General features: G+C 40.6%; 23 protein-coding genes and 1 pseudogene. 20 read left to right on the top strand and 4 right to left on the bottom strand.

Going from position 1 to position 23,686, the window contains the following annotated elements; all coding sequences use genetic code 11:
* Positions 1-58 precede the first annotated feature (58 nt).
* Both pepG1 (IGM04_RS12670) and pepG1 (IGM04_RS12665) read left to right on the top strand, forming a co-directional pair.
* Positions 59-202: a type I toxin-antitoxin system toxin PepG1 gene (gene pepG1 / locus IGM04_RS12670; protein WP_002392696.1), complete on the top strand. Its 144-nt coding sequence runs from the start codon at positions 59-61 to the stop codon at positions 200-202.
* A gap of 231 nt (positions 203-433) precedes the next feature.
* Positions 434-577, top strand: coding sequence for a type I toxin-antitoxin system toxin PepG1 (gene pepG1, locus IGM04_RS12665; protein WP_002389461.1), 144 nt, complete (start codon positions 434-436; stop codon positions 575-577).
* A 369-nt stretch (positions 578-946) separates the two neighbouring features.
* Here pepG1 (IGM04_RS12665) and pgmB read toward each other — a convergent pair whose 3' ends face one another.
* Both pgmB and IGM04_RS12655 read right to left on the bottom strand, forming a co-directional pair.
* On the bottom strand, positions 947-1,597 hold the full coding sequence (gene pgmB / locus IGM04_RS12660) for a beta-phosphoglucomutase (protein WP_086318136.1): 651 nt from the start codon (positions 1,595-1,597) through the stop codon (positions 947-949).
* A gap of 14 nt (positions 1,598-1,611) precedes the next feature.
* Positions 1,612-4,356 (bottom strand): glycoside hydrolase family 65 protein, encoded by a 2,745-nt coding sequence (locus IGM04_RS12655; protein ID WP_143345914.1) that lies wholly within the window; start codon positions 4,354-4,356, stop codon positions 1,612-1,614.
* A 261-nt stretch (positions 4,357-4,617) separates the two neighbouring features.
* On the opposite strand from IGM04_RS12655, the gene treR reads away from it, so the two are divergent.
* From treR to IGM04_RS12640, 3 genes are all read left to right on the top strand, one after another.
* Positions 4,618-5,331: a trehalose operon repressor gene (gene treR, locus IGM04_RS12650; RefSeq protein WP_002354877.1), complete on the top strand. Its 714-nt coding sequence runs from the start codon at positions 4,618-4,620 to the stop codon at positions 5,329-5,331.
* A gap of 402 nt (positions 5,332-5,733) precedes the next feature.
* Entirely contained in the window at positions 5,734-6,444 is a 711-nt protein-coding gene (locus IGM04_RS12645) for a WxL domain-containing protein (RefSeq protein ID WP_086318216.1), read from the top strand.
* A gap of 97 nt (positions 6,445-6,541) precedes the next feature.
* Complete coding sequence (locus tag IGM04_RS12640) at positions 6,542-7,258, top strand: WxL domain-containing protein (protein WP_086318137.1); 717 nt, start codon at positions 6,542-6,544, stop codon at positions 7,256-7,258.
* Between the two features lie 40 nt (positions 7,259-7,298).
* Here IGM04_RS12640 and mscL read toward each other — a convergent pair whose 3' ends face one another.
* Complete coding sequence (gene mscL / locus IGM04_RS12635; protein ID WP_002354883.1) at positions 7,299-7,748, bottom strand: large conductance mechanosensitive channel protein MscL; 450 nt, start codon at positions 7,746-7,748, stop codon at positions 7,299-7,301.
* A 208-nt stretch (positions 7,749-7,956) separates the two neighbouring features.
* Here mscL and yfmF point away from each other — a divergent pair, with 208 nt between their 5' ends.
* From yfmF to IGM04_RS12600, 7 genes are all read left to right on the top strand, one after another.
* Positions 7,957-9,225, top strand: a complete 1,269-nt coding sequence (gene yfmF / locus IGM04_RS12630) for an EF-P 5-aminopentanol modification-associated protein YfmF (RefSeq protein ID WP_086318138.1) — start codon at positions 7,957-7,959, stop codon at positions 9,223-9,225.
* Positions 9,218-10,522 (top strand): EF-P 5-aminopentanol modification-associated protein YfmH, encoded by a 1,305-nt coding sequence (gene yfmH, locus IGM04_RS12625; RefSeq protein ID WP_086318139.1) that lies wholly within the window; start codon positions 9,218-9,220, stop codon positions 10,520-10,522. The genes yfmF and yfmH overlap by 8 nt, the downstream gene beginning before the upstream one ends.
* 167 nt (positions 10,523-10,689) lie before the next feature.
* The gene (locus tag IGM04_RS12620) at positions 10,690-11,556 is read left to right on the top strand and encodes a RodZ domain-containing protein (protein ID WP_002359020.1); all 867 of its coding nucleotides are present in this window, start codon (positions 10,690-10,692) and stop codon (positions 11,554-11,556) included.
* Positions 11,557-11,680: 124 nt separating this feature from the next.
* Complete coding sequence (locus IGM04_RS12615) at positions 11,681-11,893, top strand: hypothetical protein (protein ID WP_002410649.1); 213 nt, start codon at positions 11,681-11,683, stop codon at positions 11,891-11,893.
* 98 nt (positions 11,894-11,991) lie between these two features.
* A complete protein-coding gene (gene pgsA, locus IGM04_RS12610; protein ID WP_002365382.1) occupies positions 11,992-12,570 on the top strand; it encodes a CDP-diacylglycerol--glycerol-3-phosphate 3-phosphatidyltransferase in 579 nt (192 codons plus the stop codon).
* Positions 12,571-12,817: 247 nt separating this feature from the next.
* The gene (locus IGM04_RS12605; RefSeq protein ID WP_002359022.1) at positions 12,818-13,417 is read left to right on the top strand and encodes a MarR family winged helix-turn-helix transcriptional regulator; all 600 of its coding nucleotides are present in this window, start codon (positions 12,818-12,820) and stop codon (positions 13,415-13,417) included.
* Positions 13,417-15,201 carry an ABC transporter ATP-binding protein gene (locus IGM04_RS12600; RefSeq protein WP_086318140.1) on the top strand — a complete coding sequence of 595 codons (1,785 nt, stop codon included), beginning with the start codon at positions 13,417-13,419 and terminating at the stop codon, positions 15,199-15,201. Before IGM04_RS12605 ends, IGM04_RS12600 begins: the two co-directional genes overlap by 1 nt.
* Positions 15,202-15,458: 257 nt before the next feature.
* Here the strand turns inward: IGM04_RS12600 and IGM04_RS12595 are convergent, their stop codons facing one another.
* Positions 15,459-16,346, bottom strand: coding sequence for a MurR/RpiR family transcriptional regulator (locus tag IGM04_RS12595; RefSeq protein WP_002383224.1), 888 nt, complete (start codon positions 16,344-16,346; stop codon positions 15,459-15,461).
* 376 nt (positions 16,347-16,722) lie between these two features.
* On the opposite strand from IGM04_RS12595, the pseudogene gnd reads away from it, so the two are divergent.
* From gnd to uxuA, 8 genes and pseudogenes are all read left to right on the top strand, one after another.
* Positions 16,723-17,657: pseudogene (gnd, locus tag IGM04_RS12590) on the top strand (phosphogluconate dehydrogenase (NAD(+)-dependent, decarboxylating)).
* Between the two features lie 12 nt (positions 17,658-17,669).
* Positions 17,670-18,671 (top strand): D-isomer specific 2-hydroxyacid dehydrogenase family protein, encoded by a 1,002-nt coding sequence (locus tag IGM04_RS12585; RefSeq protein WP_086318141.1) that lies wholly within the window; start codon positions 17,670-17,672, stop codon positions 18,669-18,671.
* Positions 18,672-18,685: 14 nt separating this feature from the next.
* Positions 18,686-19,789 (top strand): iron-containing alcohol dehydrogenase family protein, encoded by a 1,104-nt coding sequence (locus tag IGM04_RS12580; RefSeq protein ID WP_002401114.1) that lies wholly within the window; start codon positions 18,686-18,688, stop codon positions 19,787-19,789.
* Between the two features lie 12 nt (positions 19,790-19,801).
* Positions 19,802-20,638, top strand: coding sequence for a PTS mannose/fructose/sorbose/N-acetylgalactosamine transporter subunit IIC (locus IGM04_RS12575; RefSeq protein WP_002354902.1), 837 nt, complete (start codon positions 19,802-19,804; stop codon positions 20,636-20,638).
* A gap of 20 nt (positions 20,639-20,658) precedes the next feature.
* Positions 20,659-21,531: a PTS system mannose/fructose/sorbose family transporter subunit IID gene (locus IGM04_RS12570; protein WP_002354903.1), complete on the top strand. Its 873-nt coding sequence runs from the start codon at positions 20,659-20,661 to the stop codon at positions 21,529-21,531.
* Between the two features lie 21 nt (positions 21,532-21,552).
* Positions 21,553-22,059 carry a PTS system mannose/fructose/N-acetylgalactosamine-transporter subunit IIB gene (locus IGM04_RS12565; RefSeq protein ID WP_002354904.1) on the top strand — a complete coding sequence of 169 codons (507 nt, stop codon included), beginning with the start codon at positions 21,553-21,555 and terminating at the stop codon, positions 22,057-22,059.
* A 77-nt stretch (positions 22,060-22,136) separates the two neighbouring features.
* On the top strand, positions 22,137-22,589 hold the full coding sequence (locus tag IGM04_RS12560) for a PTS sugar transporter subunit IIA (RefSeq protein ID WP_002354905.1): 453 nt from the start codon (positions 22,137-22,139) through the stop codon (positions 22,587-22,589).
* A gap of 23 nt (positions 22,590-22,612) precedes the next feature.
* A complete protein-coding gene (gene uxuA, locus IGM04_RS12555) occupies positions 22,613-23,686 on the top strand; it encodes a mannonate dehydratase (protein WP_033600546.1) in 1,074 nt (357 codons plus the stop codon).

Genomic DNA, 23,686 nt, shown 5'->3' with positions numbered 1-23,686 from the left:
CGCAACAAAGTGAGAAGCGTAGGAGCAGAGACTTTCCCCTTTCGGTGAGGTGGTGCGTATGAGCGTACTTCCAAAATTTACAGAAAGGAGAGGCCTTTTGTCAGCATATGAAACAATTCAGACGATCCTAGGGTTTGGTATGTTTACCATTGCTTTGATTGCACTGATTGTGAAATTGCTTAAAAATGACAATAAAAAATAACCGTCAACTTTGATCGAGTACGGTTATTTTTTGTAACTAAATCGGTCACCGTCTTAAACGGCTCTACATCAGAGAGGTATGTTGACGCATATCTCTCTTTTCGTTTTCATTATAGCACAATTTCCTAAAAAAATATATTGGAAACTAATTATTTTTTAGCACCACATGGTATAATCTATGTGTAGAGAAGTTATGGCGGTGGCTATCCAATCTGAAAGAGAGGTGATGCGTATGCACGTATTTCCGAAATTTAGAGAAAGGAGAGGCCTTTTGTCAGCATATGAAACAATTCAGACGATCCTAGGGTTTGGTATGTTTACCATTGCTTTGATTGCGCTGATTGTGAAATTGCTTAAAAATGACAAGAAAAAATAACCGTCTACTTTGACCAAGTACGGTTATTTTTTGTAACTAAAAAGGTCACCGTCTTAAACGGCTCTACATCAGAGAGGTATGTTGAAGCATATCTCTCTTTTCCTTTTCATTATAGCACATTTTCCCGAAAAGTACGAATAAATTTATCGTTAATCTTCGGAATCCTAAAGGTTGTTAAAGAAGACAAGAAAAAATAACCGTCTACTTTGACCAAGTACGGTTATTTTTAAATAATTAACATGGTCACCGTCTTAAACGGCTCTACACTAGAGAGGTATGTTGACGCATCTCTCTCTTTTCATCTACATTCTAGCATAGATACAATGTAGATGAAAAGAGGTGCCTGCTGCTAAAGGTTCTTGTCATTCTTTAGCGATTGAGCAGTGCATCAACGCTTAGTTCAGTCATTTCAGAGACTTGCATGTCGGCTCCGATTAAGGGTTGGCTGGCCGACAAGCCGACGGCATAGATGCCCGCGGCTTTCAAGCCGTCAATGCCTGATTGTGCATCCTCAAAGCCAATGGCGTTTTGCGGTAGCACGCCAATACTGTCAGCGGCGGCTAAAAAGATTTCAGGATCAGGTTTGCCTTTGCTTAACGATTCGGGATCGACAATTGTGGCGAAGTACGCGCGCACGCCTAATTTTTCCAAAATCAGGGGCGCGTTTTTTGAAGCCGAAGCCACGGCACAGGGAATGTGACGTGCTTGGGCTTGCTGTAGCAATGGCACGACACCAGGTAAAACATCTTCTGTTGTTAAATGTTCTAATAATTGAACGTAGTGGTCATTTTTTTGCTGAGCTAAGGCTTCTTTTTCTGCTGGAGTAAACGCATTTTCACGGTGGCCATGGGCTAAAATGCGGTCCAAGGAATCCATCCGACTAATGCCTTTTAATGTTTCGTTGAAGGTTTCGTCAATGGGAATGCCTAGCGAATCGGCCAACGCTTTCCAAGCTTGATAATGAAATTTGGCGGTATCAGTAATGACACCATCCAAATCAAAAATAAATCCAATCGTCATTGTGGTTCGCTCCTTTATTGATAATGTACTTCTTTTGGTCGTTCGGCGGTTAACGGAATCAACGCGCCCTGAACCAATAATTGTGTGTCTCTATCTGCTGTAATCGTGACACTGGTTTGTGTTAATGAAAATTGATACGTCACGCCTTGATGAATAAACTGGAACGTCAGCGCTTGCCAATGTTCAGGTAAGTTTGGACAAATTGATAACTCGTTCTGGCGCGTGTCAACGCCTGCATACGTCGCTAAAGTAACGTGGATCGTCGCAGCCATGACCCCTGTATGAATCCCTTCAGCGGTCGTGCCACCTTGAATGTCACGATAATCGGAATACAACGCTTCTTGATAAAGTTGCCAAGATAGCTCATGGAATTGCGCCATTTCTGCCAATTGGGCATGAACAATTCGTGACAAAGTCGAACCATGAGACGTCCGTTTTAGATAATACAAAAGATTTTTTTCCAAATAATCCGCAGGCAATTGATACCCTAAATCTTCTAAAATTTGATCCACCCGAGTTTTGTCTAAGTTGTAGAACAACATTAACGTGTCGGCTTGTTTCGCCACTTTGTAATCATCGGGAGATTCTCCTTCGGCTTTTAAAATTCGATCCATGCGGTAAATATTGCCGTATTTCTCTTTCATCGCTGTCCAGTCAATCTCTTTTAAGCCGAAATACCCTTCATATTGCGCAATAATACCGTCAGAATTAACTTCAATTTCCAGTGAATTTTGAATTTGCTGCATGCGGGCTAGATCAGCCGAAGAGGTCTGCGTTTTGGCAAAAAGTTGTGCCTGTTCTTCCTCAGAGAAAAGTGCCAAAATGTTGGTTAATTCTTCGAATAGCCAAACCACCATCAAATTCGTATAGGCGTTGTTTTTCAAGCCGCTTTCCGCTTGGTCTGGATAGCCCTCGTGAAACTCATCAGGTCCCATCACTTTATCAATAAAGAACCGTCCTGTTGCGTCATCTAACGTCGCAGCGCTGTTCCAAAATTGAGCGATTTCTAACAACATTTCGCCGCCATATTGTTTCATAAATTCATGATCCTGTGTACTATGCCAATACAACCAAGCATTGTAAGCAATCGCTAAGGACACATGCCGTTGCAAAATACTATGATCCTCGCCCCAATGTCCATTCAACGGATTTAAGTGAAGTTTTTGCGTGGTTTCACGCCCATCACGCCCTGATTGCCACGGATACATTGCGCCACGATACTGGCTGGCCGCCGCATTTTCCTTCGCTTTCTCTAATCGGTGGTAACGATACAGCAACAATTGTCTCGCTGTGTCAGGATAATGTTGAATATAAAAAGGTAAAATAAAAATTTCATCCCAGAAAATATGTCCACGATACGCTTCACCATGCAAGCCTCGGGCGGTAATCGAGACGTCCAATGCTTGCGCTTGGTTACTAAAAGGCGAAGCCGAAGCCAGCAAGTGATAACTGTGAATCCGTAAAAGTTTTTGAGACATCAAATCGCCTGTCACGGTAATGTTGGCTTGTTGCCAAAGGGTTTGCCAAGCGCGGGCGCTTTCCTGAGCGGCGGCCGCAAAAGAGTCCTTCGGCGTAAACGGTACCTGCCAACTTTGTTCGGCGTGGCTGGCTTGTACAAAGACTTGTTTTTCTAGCGTATAGCGCGTTCCTTGGTGCGCCATCACGGTCACCACTTGGGCGATTTTTTCCGCTTCTTCTTGAATCATAATGGCTTCTTTTTCAAAAAAATCACCAGTTATCAAGGCCGTTTCTCGGACGCTTAAGTTGGATTGATTGGTACAAACCTCAATCACGGTTTTGTTTTCCTGCGCGCTTAATGCTGTCACCTGAAAATGTTTCGCTGTTAAGTTGCGATACCGCGCCACGTTATAGTTGTAGACACTGCCATCCGTGACGGTTTTCAAAGTAATCGGGGCTGAAAAGTTTAACGGCTCAAACGTATATTGCAGATGATAGTCATTCGGCTGTGCCATATTGGCGATTTTTTTCGTCGTTAATTTAATTTGCTGATTGTCCGCATCTTTCAAAATCATTTCTGCGACAAACAACCCCGTTTTCAAGTTCAATTGACGATGTAATTGTTGTAGCGTGTCTGGGGAAATCGTTAACCAGTCAGTGGCATCGCCAATTTTTAAAGCGATGTGTTGGTTGTCAGGAGCATTGACGAAATCTTCATTTTCCACTACTTGACCCGCCACTTCCGAAGCCGCTGTATTATAAAGCCCCGCAATATAGGTCGCTGGATAATGATCATCAGAAATCGTCATCTCAGGTGTCGTGCCGCGCAAGCCTAAAAAGCCATTGCCGACAGTTAACAGGGACTCCACCGCATATTCATTTTTCCCAGGCACGTAGCCATAATAGTCCAAATACCAAGCCAGATACTGCCGTTTTTCTTCAAATGCTGTCAGCAGATTCGGTGCCGCCGCTTGTTCGGCTGCCGTTAAAAGTGGCGTGTTCAACTGTTCCGCGAATGCTTGAATCACCGCTTGCGGAACCAGCGCCAACGTTTCCTCTGGCGAAAAGAAATCCGCTGGGAAATCAGCCACAATCCCCCCCAGAATCGGCGCAGCCTCTGCCAAAATCAATTGGCACAGTTCAGGAACCGTTTCTTCGATAGTAAAGGCTTCAAAAGGGAACGTTTTTTGGTGAAGCGGTTCCAATTTATGGTTAAAAAAAGTCGTCGTTAGTTGGTTCGTTGCGAATGTTAATTCTAAAATGGTCATGTTTGGCGCCTCCTTGTAAACTTGTATAGACATGTTGCGTTTGACTACAGTATAGTATGAACGAATCAGAATTACAAGGATTTTCCCTAGATTCTTGGGAAAACTTTTCCAGAAGGGGGCAGCAACCGACTGCGCTGGGTCCGAAAAAAAGGCGGTCAATCAGTGGTTTGGCTGGGGGAGTCAGTGGCGTAAGCAAGGCAGAAAGTGCGGGGGATTTTTCTGACCAGCTCTAGGTTTTTCGGAGGGAATATGCTATGCTTTTAGAAAAGAAATTGTTGGTAGAGGAGGATCGGCATGAACAAGTTTCATGACATATTTTTAGAATTAGAACAACAAATTGTCCAAGGCGACTATCAGCCAGGCGATTTATTACCTAGTGAAAATCAATTAGTGGAAACTTACAATGTTTCCCGTGAAACAATTCGGAAAGCCTTGAATTTACTGATTAACGCTGGCTACATTCAGAAAAAACAAGGCAAAGGCTCGATTGTGCTCAACTTTAAAAAGTTTAATTTTCCTATTTCAGGGGTGACCAGTTACAAGGAGTTACAACAAACGCAACATATTGAAAGTCATACTCATGTGGTTTCCTTAGAAGAAATTCCTGTGGAGCGCAACTTGGCTCAGTTGACTGGTTGGACGGAAGGGGCCCCTGTGTGGCGCTTAGTTCGGCAACGGGAGATTGAAGGGGAAGTCGATATTTTAGATATTGATTACTTGATTAAAGAGATTGTCCCAGAACTGCCGAAGCACCGTGCCGAAGATTCGATTTTCGATTATCTGGAAAACGACCTTGGCTTGGCGATTAGTTATGCCCAGAAAGAAATTACCGTGGAACCGCTCACAGAGATGGACAAGCAGCTGATTGGTGAAGTCGAAGGCAATCATGTCGTCGTGGTTCGTAGTATCATGAACTTGGAAGATACCCGTTGTTTTGGCTATACGGAATCCCGTCACCGCTTAAACAAATTTAAGTTTGTGGAATTCGCCCGTCGCCGTAAATTGTAAGTCTTAGTGACGAACAAATATAAAAACGGCTGTCATTAAATGGAAATTGACGGTTTTTTCGCAAGAACCGCCGGTAAATGTATAAGATTTCAGGAGAAAACGTCAAAAAGTAGAGGTCTAACTCTTACTTTTTGACGTTTTCTCCTTGTTTTTTAAACGAATTTGACGAAAAAATCATTAAATAACATTTATAAATATCAAAAAGTGCTGAAATTAAAGCTTGAAATCAAGAGAAATGCTTGGTTTTAAAGGAATCATCAGTTTTTGTGAATGGCTGTTAAATATTTAAAATTACGAAGAGGGCAGATTCTTGTATAATAAGGCTATAGCTTCGGAAGCGCAGAAAAAAAGAACCACGCGCTCTGGAAATTCAGAACAGTTAAAGGAGATGTACATATTATGATGAAAAAGAAAATGATGGCAAGTTTATTAGTTGGTAGCGCAGTGGTGGGCGCAAGCTTAGCACCACTTTCGGCACAGGCGACTACGACAGGGAATACACCAGTGCAGGTGGAGTTTGGTGGAGGTGTGTTGCCAGATGTTGATGGGGGTGGCAATACTGTAAGACCTAACCCAGATGCTACAAATAGTAATTTTGATTTACTATTTATTCCAAAAGGTTATAATTTCGGGAAATTATCTATTTCCGATGACTTAACGAAGCCTATTCCTTCGACTCCTTCGACAAATCCTGACACTTTTGAAGAAGTTGGTATAGGTGATGTACGAGGTACGAAAGAAGGTTGGCATTTGACTGCGCAAGCAAGTGGTATGAAGTTAGGAAATGAAAGCTTACAGGGAAATATAGAAATTACAGGAGCTATGGGTGTCCAAACCATCTTTTATAATGAAACAACAAATATATATCAAGGTTCGACACAAAATTTACCACCTGAACAGTTGCCACAAATACCTAGTAAAAGCCAAAGAGCAATAAATTTAGAAGGAGATGCAACGCTTATAGCAAATGCTCCTGTAGGTATCGGACAAGGTCTGTATAGAGTCGTGATGGCTGGAACATCTTTAAACATTACTACACCAGCCTACAACATCAAAGCAGGCGCCTACACAGGCAACATCACATGGAACCTCGTCGCAGGACCATCAATCTAAGCACAAGCAACAAAAGAACAGAGGACGGACCAGCAGCTGGTAACTGCTGCTGGTCTGCCCTCTAATAATCATTCAATCGTAAAGGAGAAGAACACAAATGAAAAAGAAAATGATGGCAAGTTTATTAGTTGGTAGCGCAGTTGTTGGCGCAAGTTTAGCACCTCTTTCAGCACAGGCGACTACGACAGGGAATACGCCAGTCACAGCAACATTTGAAGGCGGCACGTTGCCAGACGGCAACGGCGATGCCAATACCGTTGATCCAGACCCGAATGGTTCAAACAGTAACTTTGATTTACTGTTTATTCCTCGCGAATTTAATTTTGGGAAATTATCAATTTCTGATGATTTAACGAAACCAATTCTTAACCAAAGAGACCCAGAAGTCATCAACGGCCATACAGAAATGATTGGTGTCGGTGACGTACGCGGCGGCAAAGAAGGCTGGCATTTAACGGCCCAATCTAATGGCCTAAAATTAGGCACTGAAAGCTTACAAGGCAACATTAAAGTGGCGCTGATTACTCAACTTGATTTGGAATACGAGGCAACAAGCAATCGCTATGTAGCTCTGACGACAGCAGTCTCTGCGCCAGAAGTCAGACCACAACTGGCTGCTCCGCAAAATTGGACCCTTGATTTAGGCGGGGAAGCCCAATTAATGGCTAACGCAGCAGCTGGTCAAGGCCAAGGATTATGGCAATTTTCACTGTTTAATACAGCTTTAAACATCACAACACCAGCCAACAATATTAAAGCAGGGGCCTACACAGGCAGTATCACGTGGAATCTCGTCGCAGGACCATCTGTGTAAGTCCAAACAAAAAAGTCATCCCCTCAGGATGACTTTTTGCTTATTTCTCTGTGAAGGTGCTGTCTGTTTTGACAGTTTCAGCAGGCGGTGTTTGCGCCGCTAATAAGTCGCGAATTTCTTTTAAGTAATCTTCGCTCGTTGGTACCACTTCTTCTTCTGCCGCTTCTTCTTTTTTGCCACGGTTTTTCATTTTGTTCGCCGCTTTGACAATCAAGAAGAGGACGAAGGCCGTAATTAAAAATGTAATAAGTGCACTAATCACGCTACCAATATTGAATTCAACGCCTTCGACTTTATAGACAAGGGCACCCAATGCATCGTCGGCGCTCTTTTTCCCAGTCGTCAAGACAAAAATCAGACTAATTAACGGGGTAATCAAGCCTTCCACCACTTGTGTCACAATCGCTGTAAACGCACTACCAATGACAACACCAACGGCTAGGTCTAAGACACTCCCGCGCATGATAAACTCTTTAAATTCTTTAATCATTCTTTTTTCCCTCCTCACTTTAAAAACAGTATACCGAATCTTCTTGAAAATTTGAACTGAAAAACTCTTATCATTCAGAAAGCACCTGAAGCTGTGTTATAATGGAGCTATTGGAAAAAACATTAAAAAATGCTTTAGAATTTACGCGATACATATATTTCACAGCATTCTTTAGGTAAGATGAAGCAAATGAAGGAGCGATGCGGCAATGTCTGTTCAATTAGTTAAAGGCGTGAATTTACACGTCATTCCTACAGAAAAATATAAAACGGTGCGTCTTTTAGTCCGCTTTAATACACGATTAAATCATGAAACTATTACAAAAAGAACGCTGTTGTCCAGTTTGATGGAAACCAACAGCTTGAATTACCCGAATCAAGTCAAGTTAAGTGAGCGTTTGGCGGAACTTTACGGCGCCAGCTTCGGGATTGGCGTTTCCAAAAAAGGCAATCAACATTGGTTTAATGTTTCTATGAACATTGTCAATGATCATTATTTACAGGATAGTCAGGTTCTCGCCGAAGCGGTGGACTTTTTGAAGGAAATTATTTTTGCCCCCAATATTCAAGCGGGCCAATTTGAGGCGGAAACCTTCCAACGGGAGAAAGAGAACTTGAAAGCGTACTTGGAAAGTATTGTGGAGGATAAGCAAACCTATGCCTCTTTGGCGCTTCAAAGTGTCTATTTTAATCAATCGGAGGATCAAAAAATCCCTAGTTTCGGGACCGTTGCGGCGTTAGCTGAGGAAACTGCGGCGTCATTAGCGGTGTATTATCAAAAAATGCTGGCGGAAGATCAAGTGGATATTTTTGTTTTAGGTGATGTCGATGAGGCGGAGTTAGTGCCATTATTCAAGCAATTACCGTTTACGCCTCGTGAAGAAGGCAAAGCCGCGATTTTCTACAATCAACCAATTCGCAACGTGATTGAAGAGCGGACCGAGCGTGAGGTGTTAGCCCAATCGAAATTAAACTTGGCTTACAACACGGATATTTATTATGGCGATAGCTATTATTTTGCGTTGCAAGTGTTTAATGGGATTTTTGGCGGTTTCCCGCATTCTAAATTATTTATGAATGTCCGTGAAAAAGAGCATTTAGCGTATTATGCTTCTAGTAGTATCGACACTTTCCGTGGCTTCATGACGGTTCAAACAGGGATCGATGGCAAAAATCGGAATCAGGTCTTGCGTTTGATTTCGACAGAATTGGAAAATATTCGCTTAGGTAAGATTAGCGAATTAGAAATTGAACAAACGAAAGCAATGCTAAAAAATCAGTATATCTTAGCGTTAGATAATGCAGGCGCGTGGCTGGAAAAAGAATACTTGAACGAATTAATGCCGCAGACGATGCTGACGGCGGAGGAATGGATTGCGCGGATCAATGCCGTGACTATTCCAGAAATCCAAGAAGTAGCCAAACGCTTGGAACTTCAAGCGATCTTCTTTTTGGAAGGAGAAACGGAAAATGATTAAAAAAGACTATGCACAAATTAAAGAAACATTGTATACAGAAACACTGGAAAATGGTTTAAAGGTTTACCTATTACCGAAAAATGATTTCCAAAAAACGTATGGCTTGTTTACGACCGATTATGGTTCCATTGACAATACGTTCGTGCCAATTGGTCAAGAGGAAATGATTGAAGTACCTGACGGAATCGCCCACTTTTTAGAACATAAAATGTTTGAAAAAGAAGATGGCGATGTCTTCCAAAAATTTGGACAACAAGGAGCTTCAGCGAATGCCTTTACCAGTTTTACGAAAACGAGTTATTTGTTTTCAACGACGGATCAAGTGACACAAAATCTAGAAACGTTGCTTGATTTTGTGCAATCGCCGTATTTCACGAAGGAAACGGTCGAAAAAGAAAAAGGCATCATTGGACAAGAAATTCAAATGTATTTAGATGATCCTAACTGGCGCTTGTTCTTTGGGGTTTTAGGCAACCTTTATCCGAAGCATCCATTGCATATTGATATTGCCGGCACAGTGGCAAGTATTGCGGAGATTACCGCAGAAGATTTGTATACATGCTACAATACGTTTTATCATCCAAGTAATATGACCTTATTCGTGGTAGGGAAAATGGACCCTGAAGCGTTAATGGCGTTCATTCGTGAAAACCAAGCGGCGAAAGAGTTTCCTGCCGCCCAACCTATTCGTCGGCATTTTCCTGAAGAAACAGCTGCTGACATTGTCAAAGAGAGCGCCATTGAAATGGCAGTCACACGGGCAAAAGTGCTTGTTGGCTTGAAAGGCTTAGATGAAGTGCCAACAACAGGTCGTGACTTAATGAAATATCAAGTCACCGTGAACTTGTTGTTACAATTATTGTTTGGTAATACCTCTCAAAACTATTTGGCTCTTTATGATGAAGGTTTGTTAGATGATAGTTTTAGTTATGACTTTAATTTAGATCGCAGTTTCCATTTTGCGGATATTGGCGGCGATAGTGAGCAACCAGAAGTCTTAGCGGAACGAATTGAAGCTATTTTATTATCTGCCACAACAAGTCCAGAATTAACGGAAGAAAATTTGTCCTTATTGAAGAAAAAAATGATTGGTAAATACTTCCAATCCTTAAACTCTTTAGAGTATATCGCCAACCAATTTTCACAATCATTGTTTGGGGAAACCACGCTGTTTGATAAGATTGAAGTCATTGAAAGCATTCAATTAGCCGACATCCACCAAGTAGCAGAGACCTTTATTCGTGAAGAAGGATTGAGCCGTTTCTACATGTATCCTAAAGGAGAAACCGAGCAATAAACCAACTGTTTAAGAAAAAGAAAAATCTTTGAAATCTTTCAATTTTGTTATCCTCAGTTGGCTTCTTTTGTGGTATTCTTAAAGGACGGGAATGTTTTCCTTGGCAATTGAAAAAGACTGATGAGACAATCGATAAATTAACAAAATAGACTGGAGAAGATGGACGAGTGGCCAGCGTAAATATTGGAGAAACACTAAAAGAAGCAAGATTGCAGAAGAACATCTCAATTGATGAACTGCAACAAATGACAAAAATTCAAAAAAGATATTTAGAAATTATTGAACAAAACGATTTTGAGTCCTTACCAGGCACCTTTTATGTGCGGGCGTTTATCCGCCAATATGCAAGTGCGGTCGGCTTAGATGGCAATCAATTGGTAGATATCTATGATGGCAAAGAACCAGCAATTGTCGAAGAACCCAAGCCAGTGTATGAAGAGCTTGAAGGGTCACGTAAGCAATTGCATGACGAAGAAAAGCAATCCAGTTGGTTACTGCGGAACTTACCAGCCATTGCCTTTTCGTTAATTGGTTTAGCCATTGCGGTCGTGGTGCTGTATATTATGTGGCAAGATCAAAAAGCCGAACCGATTATTCAAACACCGGCAACTAGTGCCAGTGTGGAAAAACCTAAAGAATCAAGTCAAGCCCCAGAAAGTAGCACACAAAGTAGTACACCGCCGTCTTCTTCAAGCGAACCAGAGAAGAAAACAGCTGTGGCTGTGGTGAGTGATGCCAACAATCAAGTGACTGCAACGGTTAAAGATGCGAATAGTCCAATCAACATTACCTTTAAAGGGACTGAAGGCTCTTGCTGGATTGGCGTGATGGTCGATGGCAACTATACGTACCAACACACCCTGCAAGCAGGAGAGACCCAAACAACAGCTTTACCTGCGAATGCCGCCAATGCAACACTGATTCTAGGCGCCTCAAATAACGTCGCCATTCAAGTCGATGGCGCCGATTTAACACTGGAAAAAACGCCAGTTTTAATTCGTAAGGATGTTACATTAGGGATTACGTATCGTTAGAAATGGTGTAAGAAGAATCTGGATAAACTGTCAAACGGCAATTATTCCAGATTCTTTTCTTTTATAATTAACAGCGAATGGTTAAAAAGACGACAATAATAATTCAAGAGAGAAGGGGTTATCAATGCTTAAAATAGTTAATAAAAAATTTAATCTTATCACCATATTTTCAATCGCTCTGTTGGTCATGGGCTTCTTGATTGTTGGCTTACAACTGTATTTCTACTTTATCTATGGTTCTAAATTTTTAGACAGTATCACATTGATTGGAATGATTAATTTAAGTTTAGGCTATTACCAGCTCTTTCTAAAAAAAGGCAAGAATATTTCTGAATAAACGGTCAAACGGCAATTATTCCAGATTCTTTTCTTTTTTTCGTGACACTGCCAGCAAGATAACGTAAAATAGAACAGGAGAAGGAAGGGGCAATTGAAGTGAATTTACCAAATAAATTAACAGTTTTAAGAATATTTATGATTCCGATTTTTATTATTATTGTGTCGGTGCCGATGGACTGGGGAACGATTAGTTTTGGCGACACAACGTTAGCCGTTACCCAATTAGTGGGCGCGATTATTTTTGCAGTTGCTAGTTTTACAGACTGGTTGGATGGCAAAATTGCCCGTGCACAAGGCTTGGTGACGAACTTCGGAAAATTTGCGGACCCATTAGCGGACAAAATGCTAGTGATGACCGCTTTTATCGTCTTAGTTGGTCAAGGCAAAGTACCTGCTTGGATTGTAGCAATTATTGTTTGTCGTGAATTGGCAGTAACTGGTTTACGGTTGTTATTAGTCGAACATGGCGAAGTAATGGCAGCAGCTTGGCCAGGAAAAGTAAAAACAGCTACCCAAATGGTTGCAATTATTTTACTATTCATTAACAACATTCCATTTTCAGCACTTCATCTACCACTAGATCAAATCATGCTATATGCCTGCTTGATTTTCACCATTTACTCTGGTGTTGATTATTTTGCTAAGAATAAAGATGTTTTTAAAGGTTCGATGTAAAGAGAGAATCAAAACGCTTGGCTTGTGCCAAGCGTTTTTTAGTATTCATGATTGAATTGGCAAATAGATTTTTAAGTAGAGGAACAGATGAATCGATAAAACAAATCGGCAGTTTCTGTATGCTATTTTTCATTTTGGTTATATCTACATACAAATAATTAGTTTGTTGTTGACAAAGTAAACTAAATAGATTACTATTTAGTTCGTTAGATTATATATAAACTAAATAAATTTTTTGGAGGAAATTATGAAAAAAACAGATATTTTAAATAAACTATTAAAAATTGCTCAACAACCTTACTTAATCTTTGCTTCTAGCATAGAGGAGAAACCAGATAACACTTTTGAAACGTTAAAATTGCTTGCTTCTGAAGAAAATGTAACAGCTGGAAGAATCGCTGAATATTTAGATATAAAACCTTCTAGTGTGACACAAATCATAAAAAAATTAGAGTCTGTTAAAGCAGTTAAACGAGTCAAAAATGAATCAGATGCTCGGGTCACATTCGTTGTATTGACCGATAAGGGACGAGAAAGTTTAAGTACTCAAGGAAATATTTCCAATGGATTTAATGAAGAAATGTTTAAGGGCTTTTCAGAGGAGGAACTAGAGTCTTTAAATAATTATTTAGAACGTATAGAAAAGAATATTTCTAGTGAAGAATTTTTAGATAAAATTGAAACAATTTTTGGCGACGATAAAAATTGGGAACATTTCAGAAAAATATCAGCTAGATATGGTAGAGCTAGAGAACAGATGATGGGACATGATGGCTTTGGTAGATTTGGTGAATTCAATGGTGAATACGGTGGCTTTGAAGGATGGAAGAGAGGTCGGAGAAGATAATGGCAGTAGGTGGAGGCGGCAAAAATAGTCATGATTCTATCCGAGCAGATAAAACAAAATTTTCGTTTAAAGAATTTTTAGACTTAATCAAGATGACAGAGCCTAACTATTTACTGCTTGGCATTGGGATGATATTTCTTGTGATTTCTTCTAGTATCCAAGTGTACGTTCCAAAACTTGCTTCAAGTTTAGTCAATAATTTTCAAAAGGGAGTAGATTATAGTTTATTAGGTAAAGTTGTTGGATTATTTATATTTTCAGCACTCGTTTCTGCATTAGGAGGGACAATTTTAGGTATTTTTGGTGAAAATGTCATCCAAAATATACGTAAACGCTTATGGAATAAATTAACTATTCTAAAAGTTTCTTATTTTGACTCTGTTAAAGCGGGTGAAATATCCAGCCGGGTCGTAAATGATACTAATCAAGTTAAGCAATTGTTAGCCGTTACTTTTCCTCAAACAGTTGCCAGTGTGATTACAGTTATTGGTACGGTATATATGATGATTAAAATGGATTGGCATATGTCGCTTGCTATGGTAATTGCTGTTCCTGTTGTAATCCTTTGTATGATTCCAGTAATGGCATTTGGTTCAAAAGTTAGTCACATTCGCCAAGATGCTATGAGTCAATTTAACGGACTTGCTACTGAAACGTTGAGTGAAATTCGTTTAGTCAAAACTTCTAATGCTGAATCTCAGGCGCAGGTTCGTGCTGCAAATGAAGTGGATCGGTTATTTAATGTAGGGAAAAAAGAAGCAATATTTGATGCATCTATGCAACCAATTATGATGATGGTCTTTATGAGCATGGTATTTGGGCTATTAGCATATGGGATGCATCGAATTGCCATTGGTGTGATGACAATCGGAACATTGATGAGTTTCTTAATGTATCTATTTAATTTTATTGGTGCCATGCCAATCATTGCGACGTTATTTTCTGAAGTAGCTAAAGCAGCAGGATCAACGCGACGAGTGCAAGAATTGTTATCTAGAGAACCTGAAGACTTTGAAAGTGGACAAGATATTGATTTATCGGAAAAGACTTTATCAGTTAAAAATGTAAAATTTTCTTATGAAGATGCACCAGAGGAACCTATCTTAACAGACATTTCTTTTACTGCTCAGCCAAACCAAGTAATTGCTTTTGCAGGCCCATCAGGTGGCGGGAAATCGACGATTTTTAGTTTAATTGAAAGGTTTTATGAACCTACAGAAGGACAAATTAAATTTGGAGATATTGACATAAAAGATATCAAATTATCAGATTATCGTCGTCAAATCGGCTTTGTATCACAGGATTCTGCGATTATGGCAGGGACAATCAGAGATAATCTAACTTATGGCTTAGAAGAAAACTTCTCAGATGAACAACTATGGGATGTCTTGGAACTAGCATATGCGCGAAAATTTGTAGAAGAAATGCCAGATAAATTGAATACGGAAGTCGGTGAACGTGGCGTTAAAATTTCTGGAGGGCAAAGACAGCGTATTGCAATTGCTCGTGCATTCTTGCGGAATCCCAAGATTCTAATGTTAGATGAAGCTACTGCTAGCCTAGATTCAGAATCTGAGATGAAGGTTCAAGAGGCATTGTCCAATTTAATGAAGGGCCGAACAACATTGGTTATTGCCCATAGATTGTCGACAATTGTTGATGCGGATAGCATTTACTTTGTTGAAAAAGGGAAAGTAACTGGTTCAGGAAAACATGATGAGCTAGTAAGTAAACATAAAACTTACGCTAAATATGTGTCCGAACAATTTAAAGTAACGGAATGAACGAAATAAGCAAATTTAAAATGAAGCTAAGACAACACGTGCATTAACTAATTGTCTTAAGATTTAGAAAGAACTTGGACATAACCCCCAAGTTCTTTTTTCTAACTTATTTTTACCCACAAGATAAAAAGCGACCAAAAAATTGGTCGCTTTTGAAATACCTCCATGATAGTTCACTTGCTTCATAAAATGTAGAGTCACGGTATAAAGCCAATTTGCGAGGACCGATATTACAAAAATAAGCACCATTCAGATCTTTACGACAAATAATGCGGATCGGTCTTAGTCGTGCTAATGTTGTCGCGGATTTTTTTCAAGGAATCGGCATTTTGATCAAAATTGTGATACATCGTATTTGTGTATAAAATATCCATTACCGTTAAGTAACTAATCCGTGAAGCCAAGGATTCCGCACGAAACAAGCCTTCTTCGGTGACGACAATAATTGCTTCGTCGGACAAGCCTGCCAACTCTGAACCGCTGTTACCAGTTAACGTAATCATTTTTGCGTTGGTTTTTTTAACTTGTCGTGCTAGGTTGATTGATTCTTTGGTTTTGCCTGAATGGGAAAAAATAAACACGCAATCTTCACTGGTTAATTTTGTGACAAAACTTAACTGCATGTGGTAATCAAAAATGTAGTTACACCGATAGTTGGTCCGAATGAATTTATGGAAACTATCAAAAGCCACAATCGAGGAGCCGCCTTGCCCAAAAAAGTGAAGCGTTTTGGCAGAGTACATCAAAGCCAACACGTTATCTAACAGCTCCTTTGTTAAGAACTGTGTGGCGTTACTGAGGGAATAAATATTGGCTTGTAAGACTTTTTTAGCAATGGTAATACTATCATCATCTGGTGAAATATCATCGGCGCCATTCACGCTATTGACGTTTTGAAAAGTCGGCTGATAATTAGAATTTCTAGCAATATCAATTTTAAATTCTTGGAACCCAGAATAGCCAATCTTTTTTACAAATTGATACACGGAAGATTGGGAGACGCCAATTTCGTTGGCCAGACTTTCTAACGTCATTTGTGTCAATAATGATTCAGAATGAACAAAGTAATCGGAAATTTTCTTTTCTGTGAGGCTCAAATTCGGTTTTTTGATCCGAATCCGTTGATCCAAATAGTGGTTTTTCATTAACACGTTCCTCCAATCTTATTTTTTTTAAAATAGAATGAATGCCTTTTCATTGTTGGTATAGACTGATTATAGTGGAAAAAGAGGACAAATACAATTTCTCTTTTTCTCCACAAAAAAGAAATTCTTTAAAAAAAGCCCAAAAAAAATAAATAATCTTTTTTCTGAAAAATGAAGGGGTCTTGAAAAGACTTCTCTCAACTAAAGAAAGTAGCCAGTAAAAAGAACGTGATACCAAGAGATTTACTTGTGTTTTTTGTATGAAAGCTCCTTAAAAATAAAAACGTTTTACCTTTTGAGTAGGCAAGATTTTTGCTAAAAAATAAAAAATATTTTTTAATTAGTGTAATCGTTTACATTATTTTTTTTATCCTTTATGATTGAAGTATCAAAAGAGGCAGGTGAAAGAAAAATGGACATTGGCTTTATTGGACTTGGGAAAATGGGTTTGAACATGGCGTTAAATGTTCACGAACAAGGCTGGCCCATTATTGGCTTTGATGTGACAAAGGAAGCAAGAGCGACTGCTAGAGAGCAGGGGCTTTCCGTTGTAGATTCGTTGTCAGAATTATTGAAAGCGCTTAAAAAAAGAAGGTGATTTTTTTAAGTACCCCCGCTGGTCAGATTACCAATCAATTAGTGGCAGAATTGGTAGAGCAATTAGCACCAGAGGATATCATTGTGGATAGTGGCAATTCAAATTTTCATGATAGTGTCGCGAATGCTCAGCTTGCTAAGGAAAAAGGAATTTATTTTATTGATTGTGGTACTTCTGGTGGCATCAAAGGAGCGCGGGAAGGAGCGTGTTTAATGGTTGGCGGTGCGCCTGAAGCTGTCAAGGTGTTAACCCCATTTTTTGAAGATTTAGCTTGTGAACAAGGGTATCTTTATGCTGGGAAATCAGGAGCTGGTCACTATTTGAAAATGGTGCATAACGGGATTGAGTACGTCATGATGCAAGCCATGGGCGAAGGATTCAATTTATTAGAAGCTGCTGAATATGATTTTGCGTTGGAGAAAGTAGCCGATGTGTGGAATCACGGCTCGATTATTGAAGCTCGCTTGATGGGCTTAGCGAAAGAGGTTTTTGCGGAAAATCCTACGTTAGCCAATCTAGAAGGGAAAGTGGCAGCAAATGGCGAAGCCAAATGGATGATTGAAGAAGCATTGCGTTTGGAGATGCCCGTCCCAACTACGGCGTTGTCCTTATTTACTCGAAATGAAAGTATGCTAGCAAATCATTTTTCAAACAAAGTGGTCGCTTCTTTGAGACAAGGATTTGGCGGGCATGAAGTCGTAAAAAGTCAGTAAAGGAGTTTAGTCATGTTAAAAAAACAAAAAATTGCCATAGTGAATTCCAGTAGTTTTGGTCAAATTTTTCCTGAACACTTGACGCGCTTAGAAAAAATAGGCACCGTGAAGCATTTTACAGTCGACAGTGAAATTGGTGGCAAAGAGTTAGCGGAACGTTTACAAGGATATACGATTATTATTGCTAGCGTGACGCCATTTTTCACGAAAGAATTTTTTGAACATAAAGATGAATTGTTGCTGATTTCTCGCCACGGCATTGGGTATAACAACATCGATTTAGACGCTGCAAAACAGCATGACACAATTGTTTCCATCATCCCAGCTTTAGTAGAACGAGATGCCGTGGCGGAAAACAATGTCACAAATTTACTAGCTGTTTTACGGCAAACCGTGGCTGCAGATGCCAGCGTTAAAGCAGATCAATGGGAAAAACGAGCGAATTTTGTCGGTCGGACGTTATTTAACAAAACTGTGGGTGTCATTGGTGTTGGGAACACAGGAAGTTGTGTCGTGGAGACGTTACGAAACGGATTTCGCTGTGACGTGTTAGCGTATGATCCCTATAAATCCGCCACTTATCTGCAAAGTTATGGAGCCAAAAAAGTAGACTTAGATACGTTGCTAGCTTCAGCTGACATCATTTGTTTATGTGCCAATTTAACTGAAGAAAGTTATCACATGATTGGCTCGGCGGAAATTGCCAAGATGAAAGACGGCGTCTATCTTTCCAATAGCGCACGAGGCGCCTTGATTGATGAAGAAGCCATGATTGTCGGCTTACAATCGGGCAAAATTGCTGGGCTTGGGACAGATGTTTTAGAAGAGGAACCAGGTCGGAAAAATCATCCTTATCTTGCGTTTGAAAATGTAGTAATGACGCCGCACACCTCCGCTTATACCAGGGAATGCCTGCAAGCGATGGGAGAAAAATGCGTGCAAGATGTGGAAGACGTGATGCAAGGTATTTTACCTCAACGGGCAGTGCAAGAAGTCAGTCGTTACGTTAGTTAAGAAGGAGGAGGAGCATGTTAACTGATTTAAAAGTGAAAGTTGGACCGCAATTTTATCGTTACCACGAAGGCGCCTTAGCTTCGGTGCCGTCACTTTTCAAGGAATATCACGCCCAACGAATTTTGGTGGTGCATGGCACCGTATCCTTTGAAAAAGCTCAGCCATTTTTGCCCTTCTTGGCAGATTCAGAGTATCAATTCTTCTATCACACTTACACAGGAGAATGTAGTTATTTTGGCGCCGAACAAATTTCACAGCAAATAAAGGAACACCAGATTGACTTTCTTCTGGGAGTCGGCGGCGGTAAGTTAGCCGATTTAGTGGGCTACAGCGCCCATTTAAACAATCTGAATTTTGGCTTGGTCCCCACTTTGGCTAGTAACTGTGCGCCGTGGACACCGTTAGCTGTGATGTATCAAGAAAATGGCGCGGCCGAAGGCAAAACGGAACATTTCTTTCGCCAAGCTGCGTTTTTAATCACTGATCCTAAGTTGCTTCTTGATGCGCCCCGTGATTATTTTGTCGCTGGTTTAGCTGATACGTTAGCGAAATGGTATGAATCAGAGACCATTTTACGCCAAGCCCATTTGCAAGGGGAACCCTTTTTACAATTAGCGGGAGCGACCGCCAAGCTTTCGCAAGAAGCGATTATGCGGGACTCAAAAGCAGCCTTAGCAGCGATGGATGAGGGCAAACTCACGCCTGAATTTGTCCATCTTTCAGAAATTGTTTTCGCCGTTTCCGGATTAGTCGGCGGCTTCGGTGACAAATACGCCCGCAATGCAGCAGCACACGCCATGCATGATGCTATGAGTAAATTTTTACCAAAAAGTCATGACTATTTACATGGCGAAAAAGTAGCTTACGGCATCTTCTATCAATTAGCATTGGAAAAAAGGTGGGCCATCATAGACGCATTAATCCCCTTTTATCAAGAGCTAAACTTGCCCATGTCGTTACGACAAATGGGCCTTTACCCAGAAGAAGCAGTACTCGATGCAATGGTTCAATTTATTGATTCAAAAGAAAAGGTTCATTTAATTCCTATTGAGATTTCGGAAGAACGTTTACGTCAAGGGATTGAAGAGCTAGAAAAGTATATCCAAAACCAAGGATAAGAAGGAGGAACTATGGAAACGTTAAGTGTTTTACAAAGTTTGATAATGGCGCTTTGGGTGGCAGCAATTATGTCCAGATGGCTTGGAGGAGGAGCAACGTTAACGTTGCGTTTCTCGCCCTTAATGACAGGGTTAGTAGCAGGTTTAGTGATGGGCGATGTCCCGAAAGCGATGATTGTCACCGCAGCATTACAAATGATTTACATGGGTGTTTTTTCACCAGGTGGCTCTATGCCAGCAGAACCATCAATTGCGGCAGCGATTGCTGTGCCAGTTGCGTTGCTAGGGAATTTGAAGCCGGAAGCGGCTATCGCCGTAGCGGTTCCTGTCGGTCTTTTAGGAAGTTATTTATATCAATTCCGTTTCTTTATTAACACGTTTTTAGGGAAGTATACCGATCGTGCGGTGGCTGAACTAAATTCTAAAAAAATTGCCCGCTCAATTATCTGGTATCCAACGATTGCCTCATTTATTTTATTCGTTCCATTAGTCTTTTTTGCTCTTTATTTAGGGGCACCAGTCATTGCCGATATTATTAAAGCATTAGAAGGAACCGTTGTGATTCACGTGTTAGAAGTAGTCGGTGGTGGTTTAGCCGCAATTGGGATTGCGACAACGGTCTATGTCATTGGTCGAAAAGATTTCTTGGTTTTCTTTTTCCTTGCATACTTCATGAGTATCGTCTTTAAGTCATTGGAAATTACCATGGTAACGTATGCCATCTTTGGCGTAATTATTGCGTTAATTTTTGTGCAAGTCCAAAAAGGCAAACCTGTAGCAGAAAGTGCTGGTTCCGCCAGTGCCACCACTGATTTTGATGATGATGACGATTACGATGACGGGTTTTAAAAGAAAAAGGAGGAACTGAAATGACGGAAACAACAGAAAAAGTCGTGCCGAAAACAACGAATTTAGCACCAGAAGAAATTACCAATAAAGATGTTACAAAAGCCTATCTCCGTTGGCATTTTGCCAATGAAATTCCCCATTCCTTTGAACGTTACTTGGCGCCTTCGTTATTGTACGCAATGATGCCACTTTTAAAGAAATTATATAAAGACGATGAACAATTAAAAGCCGCTTATATGCGTCAACTGCTGTTTTTCAATACGCAATTAAGCTGGGGCGGCGGGGTCATTACTGGGTTGATGGCTTCCATGGAACAAGAGCGGGCCAAAGAAGAACATGAAGGCCGCGAAATCATGATGCAAGATGATTTAATGTATAACACCAAAGCTGGATTGATGGGCGCGTTAGCTGGGATTGGTGATGCGATTGACTCAGGTACGGTTCAATATATTTTTATTGCGATTGCGGTGCCGTGGGCGCAACAAGGTAGCGCATTAGGTGCGATTTTCCCCTTTGTCGCGTTTGCCCTTTATCAAGTACTGTTAGGTGTGTTCTTTGCGAGACAATCCTTCAAAATGGGGCGGAATGCTACAGGCTTAATGCAAAGTGCTGGGATTCAAAAAGCCATTGAAATGTTATCTGTTTTAGGGTTGTTCATGATGGGGATTTTAGCTGGTAATTATGTCAAAGTTTCTTCAACTCTTCAATTTAAACTTTCTGGCCGTGAGTTTGTGGTTCAAGATATCCTTGATCAGATTGTCCCAGGACTCTTGCCGCTAGCTGTCGTAATGGGCGTGTATTGGTTCTATACGAAAAAAGGCTTGAAAGTTACGCAAGCATTATTGTGGTTAACAGGTATTTTAATTGTCTTAGCAACGGTAGGTATTTTATAAAAAGAAAAGGACGTGAATCAGATGGGCGTAGTAAATTTAGCAAGAGTAGATGAACGATTAATTCATGGACAAGTGATGGTGACCTTGTCCCAAAAAAGTGGCGTTAATTCCATTTTCGTTGTCGATGAAGTGGTGGCAAAGGATAAATTTATGCGTGATTTATACAAAAGTGCAGGCAGTCGGACAGGACAAAAAACCATTGTCATTACGCCGGAAAAAGCCAAATTTTATTGGGATGAATACCAATTCAAAGAGTACAACTGTATTTTAATCGCTAAAACCGTCTCTGTAATTTATGACTTAGTAAAACACGGAGTCCCTATGAAGGAGTTAAACATCGGCGGTATTGCACAGAAGAATCCAGAAAAAGATTTATTAGTAACCAAATCAGTTTATTTAAACAAAGAAGATGCCGAAAAATTAAAAGAACTACATGAGGTGTATGGCGTAGAAGATATTTATTTCCAAGCAACGCCTTCTGCACCAAAAACTAGTTTAAAAGAGGTTTTAGGCAAATTTAATTTATAAAAAAGGCCAGTCGCTTGAGTCATTGCATGACTGTTTGAAGTAATGACTCAAGCCACTGAACTGAAGGAGGAACTTTTATGTTAGGGATTGTGATTGCTACACACGGTGCACTAAGTGACGGTGCGAAAGACGCAGCTACCGTGATTATGGGCGCAACCGAAAATATCGAAACCGTTAATCTAAATAGTGGCGACGATGTCCAAGCACTAGGCGGGCAAATTAAAACAGCGATTGAGAACGTCCAACAAGGGGATGGCGTGTTGGTCATGGTTGACTTATTAAGTGCGAGTCCTTACAATCAGGCAGTTTTGGTGATTAACGAACTCGAACCAGCTCTACAAAAGAAAATCTTTGTGGTGAGTGGTACCAACCTACCAATGGTCTTAGAAGCGATAAACCATCAATTATTGGGCACACCGATTGCTGAAGCGGCGCAAGCGATTGTTGCGCAAGGCAAAGAAAGTGTGCAAGCATGGGATATTTCTATGACTTCCTTTGAGGATGAAGAGGATGAGGACGATGATTTTTAAGAATGTAGTAAAGGGTGAAAGCAATGAAATGGGGATTTAGATGGTACGGAGCGGCAGGCGATGCCATTCCATTAAAACACATTCGACAGATTCCAGGAATTACTGGCGTTGTCGGTACCTTGTTAAATAAACTACCAGGCGATGTTTGGACTGTAGCCGAAATTCAGGCACTTAAACAATCGGTAGAACAAGAAGGATTGGCACTTTTAGGAATTGAAAGTGTCGCTATTCATGATGCCATTAAAGCGGGAACGGATCAACGAGACCACTATATTGATAATTATCGCCAGACGTTGCGTAACTTGGGGAAATGCGGAATTTCCTTAGTGTGCTATAGTTTCAAGCCTATTTTTGGTTGGGCTAAAACGGACTTGGCGTATGAGAATGAAGATGGCAGCTTATCGTTGTTATTTGATCAAGCTGTGGTAGAGAACATGCAGCCAGAAGACATGTATCAATTAATTCACAGTCAGTCAAAAGGATTCCGGTTACCAGGTTGGGAAGAGGAGCGTTTGCAACAATTTCAAGAATTGAAAGCCATGTATGCCGGCGTAACGGAAGAAGATTTGGTCGAAAATTTGCGCTACTTTTTAGAACGTGTGATTCCTGTCTGTGAAGAAGAAAATATCAAAATGGGGATTCACCCCGATGATCCACCTTGGGAAATTTTTGGTTTGCCAAGAATCACTAAAAATTTAGCGGATTTAAAACGGATTCTTTCCTTAGTGGACTCACCAGCAAATGGGATTACATTTTGTACAGGTTCCCTTGGTGCGGATCCGACGAATGATTTGCCTGCTATGATTCGTGAAATAGGTCACAGAATTAATTTTGTTCATTTCCGCAATGTGAAGTATTTAGGCGAGCATCGTTTTGAAGAAACGGCGCATCCTAGTGTCGCTGGTTCGTTAGATATGGCGGAATTAATGCAAGCACTGGTAGACGTAGGGTATGAAGGCGTTATTCGCCCTGACCATGGGCGGGCAATTTGGGATGAAAAAGCGATGCCTGGTTATGGTTTATATGATCGAGCAATGGGGTTGACCTATATTCAAGGACTGTACGAAGCAACCAAAGCCAAACAAAATAGGAAGTGA

Origin of the sequence: Enterococcus sp. DIV2385 (assembly GCF_051711925.1) — a bacterium.
Taxonomy (GTDB): Bacteria; Bacillota; Bacilli; order Lactobacillales; family Enterococcaceae; genus Enterococcus; species Enterococcus faecalis.
Note: the sequence above shows the minus strand (reverse complement) of the source record. Positions and strands in the feature narration are given on the sequence as shown.